This is a genomic window from Enterobacter cloacae complex sp. HYC080_NIDB (assembly GCF_056673325.1).
The window spans coordinates 708,049-720,123 of sequence record NZ_CP114212.1 but is presented as its reverse complement, the minus strand read 5'-3'; the positions used below and the strand labels follow the sequence as shown (position 1 = coordinate 720,123).

Genomic DNA, 12,075 nt, shown 5'->3' with positions numbered 1-12,075 from the left:
TGCCGGGTGGCGGCTTCGCCTGACCCGGCCTACGGTTTTGTAGGCCCGGTAAGCGTAGCGCCACCGGGCATGTTTTCACCCTACCTGCACCGACAGCATACTCAAACTACCCATCTCAATACCATCGACCGGGAGTGTCACCGGCTCCTGACCATCCCACGCGCCAAGAACGTACAGCAGCGGCAGGAAGTGTTCCGGCGTCGGGTTAGAGAGCGAACCGCCTTCGTGATCCAGATAGTTCACTAACGGGTGCTCTTCACCCGGTCCCTGCCAGGTCAGATTGGCTTTCACGTAATCGTTGAAAGCAGTAGCCCACGGGTACGGCGTATTTTCACCGTGCCAGCGTGCCGTGCGCAGGTTATGCACCACGTTGCCGCTCGCCACCAGCATGATGCCTTCATCACGCAGCGTCGCCAGCTTACGCCCCATTTCCAGATGCCAGGCTGCCGGTTTGGTGCTGTCGATGCTGAGCTGCACCATCGGGATATCCGCATCAGGATACATTTTAATCAGCACGCCCCACGAGCCGTGGTCAAAGCCCCAGGCCTCTTTATCCAGCGCTACAGGAACAGGCGCCAGCAGTTCGACCAGATGCTCTGCCAGTGCAGGCGAGCCCGGTGCCGGATAGTGCGTGTCATAAAGGGCCTGCGGGAAGCCGCCAAAATCATGTATGGTTTTTGGCGTTTCCATGGCGGTCACGCCCGTTCCCCGGGTGAACCAGTGTGCAGATACCACCACAATCGCTTTCGGCCGCGGCAACGTCTCCCCCAGCTGACGCCAGGCGCGGGTATAGACGTTGTCTTCGAGAACATTCATTGGGCTTCCGTGGCCTATAAACAGGGCGGGCATACGGGAAGAAGTCATGATGATATCCTTACAGAAGGTGTTAATTTAATGGTGCTACATTACGCGCAATCTGGCGCAGATGAACGCAGATAAGCATGAAGATCATCATCAGGAAATTTGAACATCCGGAACAACTTAAGAAAAGATGAATGTCAGCGATGGGATTGAGCCTGGTTCTGCGCCAGGCAGCAGGCATAGGCGGTGGCAAACATACTAAAAATTAATAAATTCAATGAAAAAATAGTACTCACTGATAGTCTCTTTTTTTTACACGTATTTTTACATTTATTTATTTCCTGAAAGTCAACTTTTAAATAAGACATTATTATCGCTAATATGACCATTGTTTCACGCGACTGAAAAATCCATTTTTCGCTGTTAATCCGATACTAAAGATCACTTCAGATTATATTTTAATGTTGACTACATTTATTTTTAAGAGCAATTAATCGCACTCACTCTTTTTTCACAGGTATAATCTCATGGTAATTTTCTGAAAATTAATATTCAGAGTATGAATTCATTGGAAAAGGATATTTTCATGCATGCAGGTAAAAAAGCACTGTTAGCCGTTGCGATGGCAACAATTGTCTCTGGTTCAGCATTTGCCGCCGATCAGGGCTCCGGGAAAATTAAATTTAAAGGCGTTGTTATTGACGCGCCTTGCAGCATTGCACCAGACAGCGTTGATAAAGAGGTGGATCTCGGTGAAGTGACCACCGCCGTCATCAATGCAAACAAGAAGTCCACCCCCGTTGCGGTAGATATTAACCTGCAGAACTGCGTTCTGTCAGATCCCGACGATGAGACGGCGACGCCAATAACCAAAGTGGAAGTGACGTTCAGCAGCACCGCCACCTACGCATCAGATACCAGCCTTCTGAGCAACACCTATGCAAGCGGTGCTGAAAACGTCGGTGTCCGTCTGCTGGACAACGACGAAGCAAACATCACCCTTGGCTCGGCAAAAACGGTGGATCTGCTGCCTAATTCAGACACCCAGACGCTGCACTTTAAAGCGCGCATGGAAGTGCCAACAGGTACCACTGCCACCGCGGGCCAGGTTGAAGCTAACGCCAACTATGTGCTGATGTATAAATAACGATTAAACATGATCCGTTATACCGACTGGTGATGTTTACCAGTCGGCTTTTTTATTTATTCGAGTAACAGAATGATGAAAAATAAATCACAATCGATAATCATCATTACTGCCATCTTGCTTGCGCACGCCGCCTCTGCCACTGAATTTAATATTAATGCTATCGATAAAGATTTACGGTCTGGCATTGATCTCTCTCGCTTTAAAGAAGAGACGTCCGTTACGCCAGGACGTTATTTTGTCACCGTCGCGATCAACGATATTCCACTGGCAAACGGCTGGGAACTGACCTGGAAAGAGGTTGATAACAAAGCCGAAGTCTGTATTCCCGCAGAACTGGCAGACACCTTTGGCCTGCAGGACACTATTCGTAAGACCCTAACGCTTAAACAGGGCTGCGTGGATTTTACCTCGCAGGCGGATATTAAATTCCGCTTCGAGCAATCAACCCAAACGCTGCACGTCACCGTACCTCAGGCCATGATGCAATTTCGTCCGAACGACTGGATGCCCCCCTCCACCTGGGACAACGGCGTGGCCGGCGTGCTGCTGGACTACAACCTCTTTGCCAGCCATTATCAGCCACAGGAAGGTAGCAGCACGGATAACGCGAACGCCTACGGTACCGCAGGTGCCAACCTGGGTGCATGGCGTCTACGTAGCGATTATCAGTACAATCAAACGCATGCCGAGGGAGGGTCAACCCATAACGGCCGCTTCTCACGCGTCTATATGTTCCGTCCTCTGCCGACGCTTGGCGCGAAACTGACGCTGGGTGAGACAGACTTTCAGTCCGCTATCTTTGATGCCTTTACCTATACCGGGGCGTCGCTGATCAGCGATGAGCGCATGCTGCCCTGGTCTCTTCGCGGCTATGCACCGCAAATCGCCGGGATTGCGCAAACTAATGCCACCGTCACGGTGAGTCTCGCTGACCGCGTGATTTATCAAACTAAGGTGCCACCCGGCCCGTTTGTCATTCAGGATTTGAACCAATCCGTCCAGGGCACGCTGGACGTTAAAATTACCGAAGACGACGGCCGCGTGAGCACGTTTCAGGTGTCCGCCGCCTCCGTGCCCTTCCTGACGCGCAAGGGCCAGGTTCGCTACAAGCTTGCCGTGGGCAAACCCCGCGAAGATGCATCGCATACCCTTGAAGACAGTGCCTTTATGAGCGGCGAGTTCTCGTGGGGCCTGTTCTCCAATACCTCACTGTACGGCGGCACGCTCGCCGATGGCGATAACTATCGCTCCATCGCAGCGGGCATCGGGCAAAACCTCGCGCTGATCGGGGCCCTCTCCTTCGATGTGACCCAGGCGACCAGCCAGCTCCCGAACAAACCCTCTCAGACGGGTTACAGCTATCGCTTCAACTACAGCAAACGCTTTGATACCACGGGAAGCCAGCTTACCCTGGCCAGCTACCGCTACTCCGACCCGCAGTTCCTCAGCTACGCACGCTTCCTGGACAGCGAAAATAATGACAGCCAGTCGGAAAAACAGACGTTTAGCATCACGGCCAGCCAGTACATTCCCGCGCTGTCACTCAATCTCTACCTTAGCCTGCTCCGGCAAACCTGGTGGGACGAAGCGCCATCCAATACGGGCAGCCTGACCGCGGGGTACAACTTCGATCTGGGCCGCTGGAAAAACCTTGGCGTTTCGGCATCGTTCAGCAAAACCCACTATCAAGATCGCGAGGACGACAATCAGTTCTACCTGTCTCTCAGCGTGCCGCTGGATCCTGACCATCGCCTCAGCTATGACCTGCGCAACAGCGACAACCTGAGCCAGACCGTCTCGTGGTACGACACCTCTGATAAGAACAACACCTGGGGCGTTTCTGCCGGTACCGAAAGTCAGCAGACCGATGCAGGCGCGCAGTTCAGCGGAAACTACCAGCACTACTCCCCGCTCGGCGATCTCAACGTTTCCGGAAGTTATAAGGCGAATGACTACAGCTCCCTCAGCGCCAGCTGGAATGGGTCCTTCACCGGTACGGCAAAAGGCATGGCCCTGCACCGCCGCAGCTACGGCAACGAACCGCGTGTCATGGTGAGCACGGACGGCATCAGCAATATTCCGCTCAACATGTCGCGGGACCAGACCAACGCCTTCGGGATCGGGGTGCTTCCTTCGTTCTCCAGCTACTCACCGTCGAGCGTGCAGGTCAACCTGAACGATCTCCCCGAAGGCGTAGACGTGGATAACCGCGTCATGACCTCGACCTGGACAGAAGGGGCCATCGGCTACCGCCAGATCGCCACCCGAGCGGGAAATGATGTTCTGGGCATCCTGCGAACCGCATCGGGCATGCCGCCGCTGGGCGCGCGCGTCCAGATGGCGGATAGCGGTAAAGACGTGGGTATCGTCGCCGACGAGGGCCATGTCTGGCTGGGTGCCGTACAGCCCGAGCAGCAATTCCTGGTAACCTGGGGCGACGCCAGCCAGTGTCGCTTCACGCTACCTTCACACCTCACTAACCTTTCGCAGCTTATGCTGCCGTGTCAGTAAATTATGATGAAACTCACTCCACTGAAAAGCCTGTGCCTGATGTTGATCGGTACAGCATTCGCCACCCAGGCGGCCATCAATCTGGATCGTACCCGCATCGTCTTTCCCGAAACCGACAAGGCCAGCAGCCTGAAGGTCGATAACCAGAGCAAAACGCTCCCCTATCTTGCGCTCTCCTGGATCGAAGACGAAAACGGTCGTAAGGAAGACAGCCACTTTATGGCGCTTCCTCCGATCCAGCGCATTGAACCCGGATCGTCATCCCAGGTCAGGATCGTGAAGCAGGCGGCCACCAACGCGCTGCCAAAAGATCGGGAATCGCTCTTCTACTTCAACCTGCGCGAAGTGCCACCAAAAAGCGACAGCCTCGACGATGATCGCAGCGTCATGCAGGTCGCCATGCAGAGCCGTATCAAGCTGTTCTGGCGCCCGAAGGCTATCGTGAAAAAAGCAGGCGATCGTTCTGAAATGCGCATGGAGGTGACGGCAACGGCAAAAGGGCTGACAATTCATAACCCTACACCTTATTACCTCACCCTCGCCTGGCTAAGCAAAAATGGTAAAACCATGCTGCCCGGCTTTGACAGCCTGATGCTGGCACCCTTTGCCAGCGCCTCTGTCACCACCGGTGGCTATCACGGCAGCTATTACAGCATTGGTTATATCGACGATTACGGCGCACTGCGAAAGCTTGACGCGACCTGTCAGGGGACGTCGATCTGCCAACTTAAGGATGCGAAGGCCACAAGCGATGCGAAAGCTCACTAATGTTTTGATCGCGATGCTGCTGGCGCTGCTGCCCTTAAAAGCCGCGCTGGCGCTCGATTGCTATCTGGGCGCTCAGGGCGGCCCGGTGGAAGAGACAAAAACGATCAGTCCGTTTGCTATCCCCAGCAATGCACAGGTGGGGCAAAAGATCTGGGAATCTGACGACATTAAAATCCCGGTCACCTGTAACCACGATGTGGCCGGCAGCTTCGAAAAAGAGGACGTCTATGCCTGGGTCAACCCCTATCCAGCCGCTTCCGACCCTTACTACGAGCTGGGGGTCACCTATGAAGGCATGGATTATGACGCGACGGGGCAGCCAAACGGCGTAGATACCCGCCAGTGCCTTGATAATAACAACATCACCATGTACACCCCGGAACAAATTAAGCAAATGGGGTGGGAGAACCGACTATGCTCAGGCAATGCCAATGATATTCACACCACGCGCACGTTCATTGCCCGACTGCGCCTTTACGTTCGTATTAAGGCCGTTCCGCCGCACGGCTACAAAAGTTCGCTGGGGGACTACGTCGTGGTGCAGTTTGACGGAAAAGGCGGGGTTAACCAGATGGCCGATGCAAAAAACCTCAAGTACCACATTAACGGGTTAGAAAACATTACCGTCCTCGACTGCGGCGCAACCTTCAGTATTTATCCTGAGAACCAGGAGATAGATTTCGGTACCTTCAGTGCTCGCGACATCGTGAATCAGCAAACGCGCAACCGCACCTTTACGGTTAAAACCACGAAAGTGCAGGACGCCCAGTGTTCAGATGGCTTTAAAATGGACTCATCGTTTTACACGACGGAGTCGCTCTCCGAAAACGATACTGCCCTGTTGATTGGAAATGGCTTAAAGCTACGTATCCTCAATGGAACCCAGCCTTATACCTTCAACCACTACGAAGAGTATGCGGATTTCACCGGGAGTACATTGAACTATGAACAAACCTATACCGCGGAGCTCTCCCCCGACGCGGGAAAAGCCATTCAGTCAGGTCCGTTCGAAACGGTGGTGCTGTTTAAAATTAACTACCACTAGCCACAAAAAAGCCGGGTTTCCCCGGCTTTTTCACATCAGCGGTTTCAGCTGGCTTTGCGCTCGTGCGCCTGGCGGTACTCCACCAGATCTTCAATCGTGACTACCGGCATGTTGTGCAGACGCGCAAAGGTAATGCACTCCGGCGCGCGCGCCATGGTGCCATCATCGTTGGTCAATTCACACAGCACGCCAGCAGGTTTAAAGCCTGCCAGGGTCACCAGATCGATAGTCGCTTCGGTATGACCACCACGGGTCAGCACGCCGCCCGGCTGCGCACGCAGCGGGAAGACGTGGCCAGGACGGTGCAGATCGGAGGGTTTCGCCCCATCCGCAATGGCTGCACGCACGGTGGTCAAACGGTCAGCCGCCGACACACCGGTGGTTACGCCATGTGCAGCTTCAATGGTCACGGTAAAACCGGTCCCGAAGGCGCTGGTGTTGTTTTCAACCATCATTGGCAGATCAAGCTGCTGGCGGCGTTCTTCGTTGATACACAGGCATACGATGCCGCTACCGTGACGGATGGTCAGCGCCATCTGCTCAACGGTCATGTTTTCGGCAGCGAAAATCATGTCGCCTTCGTTTTCACGGTTTTCATCGTCAAGCACCATCACACCGCGGCCTTCGCGCAGTGCATCCAGTGCATGTTCAACACGTTGAATTGAAGTGCCAAAAGAGGAAAGTAGCGTCTGATTCATGGTAAAAAAACCTCATTAACATTATGGTTACCAGAATCAGGGCAGTCTTAGGAGCGCCGAACAAGCGGCAAAAAGATAACGTGAGCGGGCCCATGCCCGACTGGATCGTTACTCTCTCCCATCCGGACTCTAACCGTCGGCCCCGGAATTACACCGGATCTGCTGACCTTTGAGTAGTCACCCAAAGCGCTCGCGGGCTTTCAGCGTGAAGCTGATTTACCGCCGGTGGGGAATTTCGCCCCGCCCTGAGAATAAGCGAGATAACTATAACGCTATTGATTATGCTGGGCAATGCATAAGCATCAAACAATTTTGTTTACCCCGGGCATGACGCGCTACAATGGACACTGACACCTTTCCATCAAGGGAAACGACAATGATTGACCCAAAGAAAATTGAGCAAATTGCGCGTCAGGTTCATGAATCCATGCCAAAAGGCATTCGTGAATTTGGTGATGACGTTGAGAAGAAAATCCGCCAGACGCTGCAGGCGCAGTTGGTTCGCCTTGATTTAGTTAGCCGCGAAGAGTTCGACGTGCAGACGCAGGTTCTGCTGCGCACCCGCGAGAAGCTGGCGCTGCTGGAACAGCGTCTGAGCGAGCTGGAAAACCGTCATGCACCGGAAGAAGTGAAGCCGGCACCGGCGATTCCACCGGTGGATGATCAGGCATAAGTGCGGCCTGTTGTGCCCGGTGGCGCTTCGCTTACCGGGCCTACATGTCCCGGCGCAGCCGCCACGCGACATGAAAAAAACGGGCCAACTGGCCCGTTTTTTTTACTGACTGTCTTTCTGGATCTTCCTGATGATGTTGGTGGTTGAACATCCGTCCTCAAAGTTGAGCACCATCACTTCACCACCGTTGGCCCAGACCTCTTCGCTACCTGCGATTTGCTCCGGCTTGTAATCACCGCCTTTGACCAGCAGGTCCGGCAGAATGCCAGCAATCAGGCGCTGCGGGGTATCTTCTTCAAACGACACCACCCAGTCCACCGCTTCCAGCGCGCCGAGCACAATCATGCGCTGCTCCAGCGGGTTCACCGGACGTGTTTCGCCTTTCAGACGTTTGGTCGACGCATCGCTGTTGACCGCCACAATCAGACGATCGCCCAGCTTGCGCGCATTCGCCAGATAAGAGACGTGACCCGCATGCAGAATGTCGAACACGCCGTTGGTCATCACCACTTTCTCGCCGCGTTTACGCGCAGCGGCAACAGCCACTTTCAGCTCGTCTTCGGTCATGACGCCAAAACCGGTGTCGGCACGCCCGCGCACCGCGTTTTCCAGCTCGATAGGGGAAACGGTTGAGGTCCCGAGTTTGCCGACGACCACACCCGCCGCAGCGTTCGCGAAGTAGCAGGCCTCTTCCAGGGAGTTACCCGCTGCCAGCGTCGCCGCCAGCACGCCGATCACCGTATCACCGGCACCGGTCACGTCGTACACTTCCTGCGCCTGGGTTGGCATATGTAGCGGCGCTTTGCCCGGCTGCAGCAGCGTCATCCCCTGCTCGGAGCGGGTCACCAGCAGCGCAGACAGCTCGAAGTCAGCAATGATCTTCATGCCGCGTTCAACCAGTTCTTCTTCGGTTTTGCACTTGCCCGCCACCGCTTCGAACTCAGAGAGGTTTGGCGTCAGCAGCGTCGCGCCGCGATAGCGCTCAAAATCGGTGCCTTTCGGGTCAATCAGCACCGGCACGTTAGCCTTACGCGCCAGCTGAATCATCGTCTGCACGCTCGCCAGCGCACCTTTAGCGTAGTCGGACAGCACCAGCGCACCGATATTACCCAGCGCCTGGTTAATGCGCTCGTGCAGCGGCTCAGTATCAACGCCTTCAAACCCTTCTTCAAAGTCGAGGCGGATCAGCTGCTGGTTGCGCGACAGCACGCGCAGCTTGGTAATCGTTGGGTGGGTCGGAACAGAAACGAAGTCGCACTTCACGTTCACGTCCGCCAGCGACTTGCTCAGCGCACGCGCCGCATCGTCGATGCCGGTCAGGCCAACCAGACGCGACTGTGCGCCCAGGGAGGCAATGTTCATCGCCACGTTTGCCGCGCCGCCGGGACGCTCTTCAATGGTGTCGACCTTAACCACCGGTACCGGCGCTTCCGGAGAGATACGGCTGGTTGGCCCATACCAGTAGCGATCCAGCATCACATCCCCGACAACCATTACTCCAGCACGTTCAAACTCTGGCAGTGTTACTTTCATTCCTGACTCCAGAAAGATTCACAATTTGCGCGCGATAATATCACACTTGATTTGTTACGCACGGCTCCACCAGCCATTTCTGCCAGCTTGCCGTCACCTGGGCGCGCTCTGCGGCAAAACAGTCCAGCGCGACATGTCCCGGCTGCTCCTGCAACGCCAGGTGATGAAGTTCATCGCGCAGCGTGGTGTAGGCGCGGGTTAAGGCCTGCGCCTCTTGCTCGTCCATAATGTCGTTTTGCGCCAGCAGTTCCAGAATGCGCACGTTATCCGACCAGCGCGTCAGCTTCGGCTTATCGTGGGCGTGCAGCAGCACCAGATACTGAGTGATAAATTCAATATCGGTAATACCACCCTCGTCGGCTTTAATATCAAAGCGATCGCGATGCTTATTGCCCAGATGCGCGCGCATTTTCTCGCGCATCTCGCGCACCTCGGTCTGCAACGTACTGCCCTCGCGCGGGGTGGTCATGACCGCCTTGCGAATCGCATCGAACTGCGCGTGCAGCTGCGGATCGCCATAGACCACGCGGGCGCGCACCAGCGCCTGATGCTCCCACGTCCAGGCTTCGTTTTTCTGATATTCGGCGAAGGATTCCGTTGAGGTCACCAGCATGCCCGCCGCGCCGGACGGGCGCAGGCGCGCATCTACTTCATACAGAATGCCGGACGAAGTGCGGGTGCTGAACAGGTGCATAATGCGCTGGGCCAGGCGCAGATAGAACTGACGCCCGTCGATTTCGCGCTCGCCGTCGGTCATCACGTCCGCCGGGCAATCATGCAGGAAGATCAAATCCAGATCGGAACTGTATCCCAGCTCCCAGCCGCCGAGCTTGCCGTAACCCACCACCGCGAAGCCGCGCCCTTCTCGATCGGCCAGATGTTTTGGCTGACCGTAGCGGGCCACCATCTGCCCCCACGCCTGATGGACAACCGCGTCAATAATCGCTTCCGCAAGCCAGGTTAAGTGATCGCTCACTTTCATCACCGGCAGCGTTCCGGCAATATCGGCCGCCGCCACGCGCAGCATCTGTGCCTGTTTAAACTGGCGCAGCGCCTCAAGCTGTTGCTCTTCGTCCTCTTCAGGCACGCGCAGCAAATACTGGCGCAGCTCGTCACGATACGCATCCGTCGCCGTCGGCTGATAGAGCGTGTTCGGGTCGAGCAGTTCGTCCAGCAGCAGCGGGTAACGCGCCAGCTTGTTCGCCACCATCGGCGACGCGGCGCAGAGCGTTATCAGGTGCTTCAGCGCGCCCGGAAACTCGCTCAGTAGCTCAAGATAGGTGGTACGCGTGATAATCCCGCTCAGCAGCGGCATCATGCGCGACAGCGGCACCGGCGCGTCTTCTCGCGAGCAGACCTCGCTCAGCAGGTGCGGCATCAGATGATCCAGCACCTGACGACCGCGCGGCCCGATGGCGCGTTTGTTCAGTTCGAGACGGAAATCGGCAATTAAGGCCACCACACGATGACGGGCATCATCGCTTAAGTGCGTCAGCACCGGCGTGGTGTCATCTTCCTGGAGCGCATCCTGCCACAGCTCGCGCCAGTGCTCGGAGAGCGCATCATCAGGGGATTCACTTTCATCGTCGCCAATCAGATCGTTAAAGATGCGGCGCACGCCTGCCATGTGTGCGTCCAGCGTTTCGGTCAGTGCCGCCCAGTCGTCCGCCCCCATGCCCCAGGCCAGACGCGCCCGGTTCAGCTCATCGCCCGGCAATGTCTGCGTCTGCTCGTCATTGATGCTTTGCAGCAAATTTTCCAGACGGCGCAGGAAAAGATAGGCTTCGCGAAGGGTTTGCGCGTCGCCGTCCGGCAGCAGGTGCAGTTGCTCAATGGCGCTCAGCGTCGGCAGGAGCGAGCGCGACTGCAGCGACGGCTCTCGCCCGCCGCGAATGAGCTGGAAGACCTGAACGATAAATTCAATTTCACGAATGCCGCCCGCGCCGAGCTTAATATTGTCCTTCAGCCCACGGCGGCGAACCTCGCGGGCAATCATCCCTTTCATATTACGCAGGGACTGGATCACGCTGAAATCAATGTAGCGGCGGAAAACGAACGGGCGCAGCATGGCGCGAAGTTCGTTAGCATAAGCGTCGTCGCTGTCGCCCATGATCCGCGCTTTGACCATTGCGTAACGCTCCCAGTCGCGCCCCTGCTCCTGGTAATAATCCTCCAGCGCGGCAAAGCTCAGCACCAGTGGACCGCTGTCGCCAAACGGGCGCAGGCGCATGTCCACGCGGTAGACAAAGCCGTCCTGCGTCGGCTGGTCCAGTGCCTTGATCAGACGCTGGCCGAGGCGGGTAAAGAACTGGGCGTTGTCCAGCTCGCGGCGCCCGCCGCGCGTCGAGCCGTTTTCCGGCCAGGCAAAAATCAGGTCGATATCTGAGGAGAAGTTCAGCTCGCAACCGCCCAGCTTCCCCATCCCCAGAATCAACAGCGGCTGCGGAACCCCTTCTTCACTGCACGGCGTGCCCCACTCTTTACAGCAGGCGGCGTAGAGCCAGTCTCGCGCGGCGATGATCAGTGTTTGCGCCAGCTCGCTCAACTGCTGCAACGTACTCTCTTCGCTCACCAGCGCCAGCGACTGCGCCCAGGCAATGCGAACCATCACCCGGCGGCGGAACTGACGCAGAACGCGCATCAGCGTCGCTTCATCAGCCACATCTGCCAGCGCGGTTTGCAGCCAGCTGGCATACTGCCGCCACTCATCCGCCTGCGGCGGTGCGCTCTCCAACTCTGCCAGCCAGTCCTGGTTGGCACTCACACTTTCCTGAACAAAATCACTGAACGTGAGCACGCTTTTGGCCTGCTCACTTAACGATGACGCCGGTAAAGACTCGGGCAGACGTTCGCAAACGGTCTGCCAGTGCTGCTGTAACTGCGAAGAAAGCGGCAT

At 56.3% G+C, this 12,075-nt stretch carries 9 protein-coding genes and 1 riboswitch; of the genes, 5 read left to right on the top strand and 4 right to left on the bottom strand.

Annotated features, from left to right (window positions below):
* Positions 1-75: 75 nt before the first annotated feature.
* Entirely contained in the window at positions 76-864 is a 789-nt protein-coding gene (gene ygiD / locus O1723_RS03430) for a 4,5-DOPA-extradiol-dioxygenase (protein ID WP_023337809.1), read from the bottom strand.
* A 523-nt stretch (positions 865-1,387) separates the two neighbouring features.
* On the opposite strand from ygiD, the gene O1723_RS03425 reads away from it, so the two are divergent.
* The 4 genes from O1723_RS03425 to O1723_RS03410 all read left to right on the top strand — a co-directional run bounded on the left by O1723_RS03425 (position 1,388) and on the right by O1723_RS03410 (position 6,275).
* Positions 1,388-1,948 (top strand): fimbrial protein, encoded by a 561-nt coding sequence (locus O1723_RS03425; RefSeq protein WP_014885263.1) that lies wholly within the window; start codon positions 1,388-1,390, stop codon positions 1,946-1,948.
* Between the two features lie 75 nt (positions 1,949-2,023).
* On the top strand, positions 2,024-4,462 hold the full coding sequence (locus O1723_RS03420; protein ID WP_023337810.1) for a fimbria/pilus outer membrane usher protein: 2,439 nt from the start codon (positions 2,024-2,026) through the stop codon (positions 4,460-4,462).
* A 6-nt stretch (positions 4,463-4,468) separates the two neighbouring features.
* A complete protein-coding gene (locus O1723_RS03415; protein WP_032645305.1) occupies positions 4,469-5,230 on the top strand; it encodes a fimbrial biogenesis chaperone in 762 nt (253 codons plus the stop codon).
* Positions 5,214-6,275: a type 1 fimbrial protein gene (locus tag O1723_RS03410; RefSeq protein ID WP_014885266.1), complete on the top strand. Its 1,062-nt coding sequence runs from the start codon at positions 5,214-5,216 to the stop codon at positions 6,273-6,275. The genes O1723_RS03415 and O1723_RS03410 overlap by 17 nt, the downstream gene beginning before the upstream one ends.
* Before the next feature lie 44 nt (positions 6,276-6,319).
* On the opposite strand, the gene ribB is transcribed toward O1723_RS03410, so the two are convergent.
* A complete protein-coding gene (gene ribB, locus O1723_RS03405) occupies positions 6,320-6,973 on the bottom strand; it encodes a 3,4-dihydroxy-2-butanone-4-phosphate synthase (RefSeq protein ID WP_014885267.1) in 654 nt (217 codons plus the stop codon).
* Positions 6,974-7,079: 106 nt separating this feature from the next.
* A riboswitch (FMN riboswitch) is annotated at positions 7,080-7,230 on the bottom strand.
* A 119-nt stretch (positions 7,231-7,349) separates the two neighbouring features.
* Here ribB and ubiK point away from each other — a divergent pair.
* Positions 7,350-7,646, top strand: a complete 297-nt coding sequence (gene ubiK / locus O1723_RS03400) for a ubiquinone biosynthesis accessory factor UbiK (protein WP_014885268.1) — start codon at positions 7,350-7,352, stop codon at positions 7,644-7,646.
* A 102-nt stretch (positions 7,647-7,748) separates the two neighbouring features.
* Here the strand turns inward: ubiK and hldE are convergent, their stop codons facing one another.
* Complete coding sequence (hldE, locus tag O1723_RS03395; RefSeq protein WP_248191208.1) at positions 7,749-9,179, bottom strand: bifunctional D-glycero-beta-D-manno-heptose-7-phosphate kinase/D-glycero-beta-D-manno-heptose 1-phosphate adenylyltransferase HldE; 1,431 nt, start codon at positions 9,177-9,179, stop codon at positions 7,749-7,751.
* A gap of 40 nt (positions 9,180-9,219) precedes the next feature.
* Positions 9,220-12,075, bottom strand: a complete 2,856-nt coding sequence (glnE, locus tag O1723_RS03390; RefSeq protein WP_023337813.1) for a bifunctional [glutamate--ammonia ligase]-adenylyl-L-tyrosine phosphorylase/[glutamate--ammonia-ligase] adenylyltransferase — start codon at positions 12,073-12,075, stop codon at positions 9,220-9,222.

What these genes read in the sequence shown, in the direction of transcription:
- hldE (WP_248191208.1), bottom strand. Translation starts at nt 9,179, where the DNA reads ATGAAAGTAACACTGCCAGAGTTTGAACGTGCTGGAGTAATGGTTGTC.
- ygiD (WP_023337809.1), bottom strand. Translation starts at nt 864, where the DNA reads ATGACTTCTTCCCGTATGCCCGCCCTGTTTATAGGCCACGGAAGCCCA.
- O1723_RS03415 (WP_032645305.1), top strand. Translation starts at nt 4,469, where the DNA reads ATGAAACTCACTCCACTGAAAAGCCTGTGCCTGATGTTGATCGGTACA.
- ubiK (WP_014885268.1), top strand. Translation starts at nt 7,350, where the DNA reads ATGATTGACCCAAAGAAAATTGAGCAAATTGCGCGTCAGGTTCATGAA.
- O1723_RS03410 (WP_014885266.1), top strand. Translation starts at nt 5,214, where the DNA reads ATGCGAAAGCTCACTAATGTTTTGATCGCGATGCTGCTGGCGCTGCTG.
- glnE (WP_023337813.1), bottom strand. Translation starts at nt 12,075, where the DNA reads ATGCCGCTTTCTTCGCAGTTACAGCAGCACTGGCAGACCGTTTGCGAA.
- O1723_RS03420 (WP_023337810.1), top strand. Translation starts at nt 2,024, where the DNA reads ATGAAAAATAAATCACAATCGATAATCATCATTACTGCCATCTTGCTT.
- ribB (WP_014885267.1), bottom strand. Translation starts at nt 6,973, where the DNA reads ATGAATCAGACGCTACTTTCCTCTTTTGGCACTTCAATTCAACGTGTT.
- O1723_RS03425 (WP_014885263.1), top strand. Translation starts at nt 1,388, where the DNA reads ATGCATGCAGGTAAAAAAGCACTGTTAGCCGTTGCGATGGCAACAATT.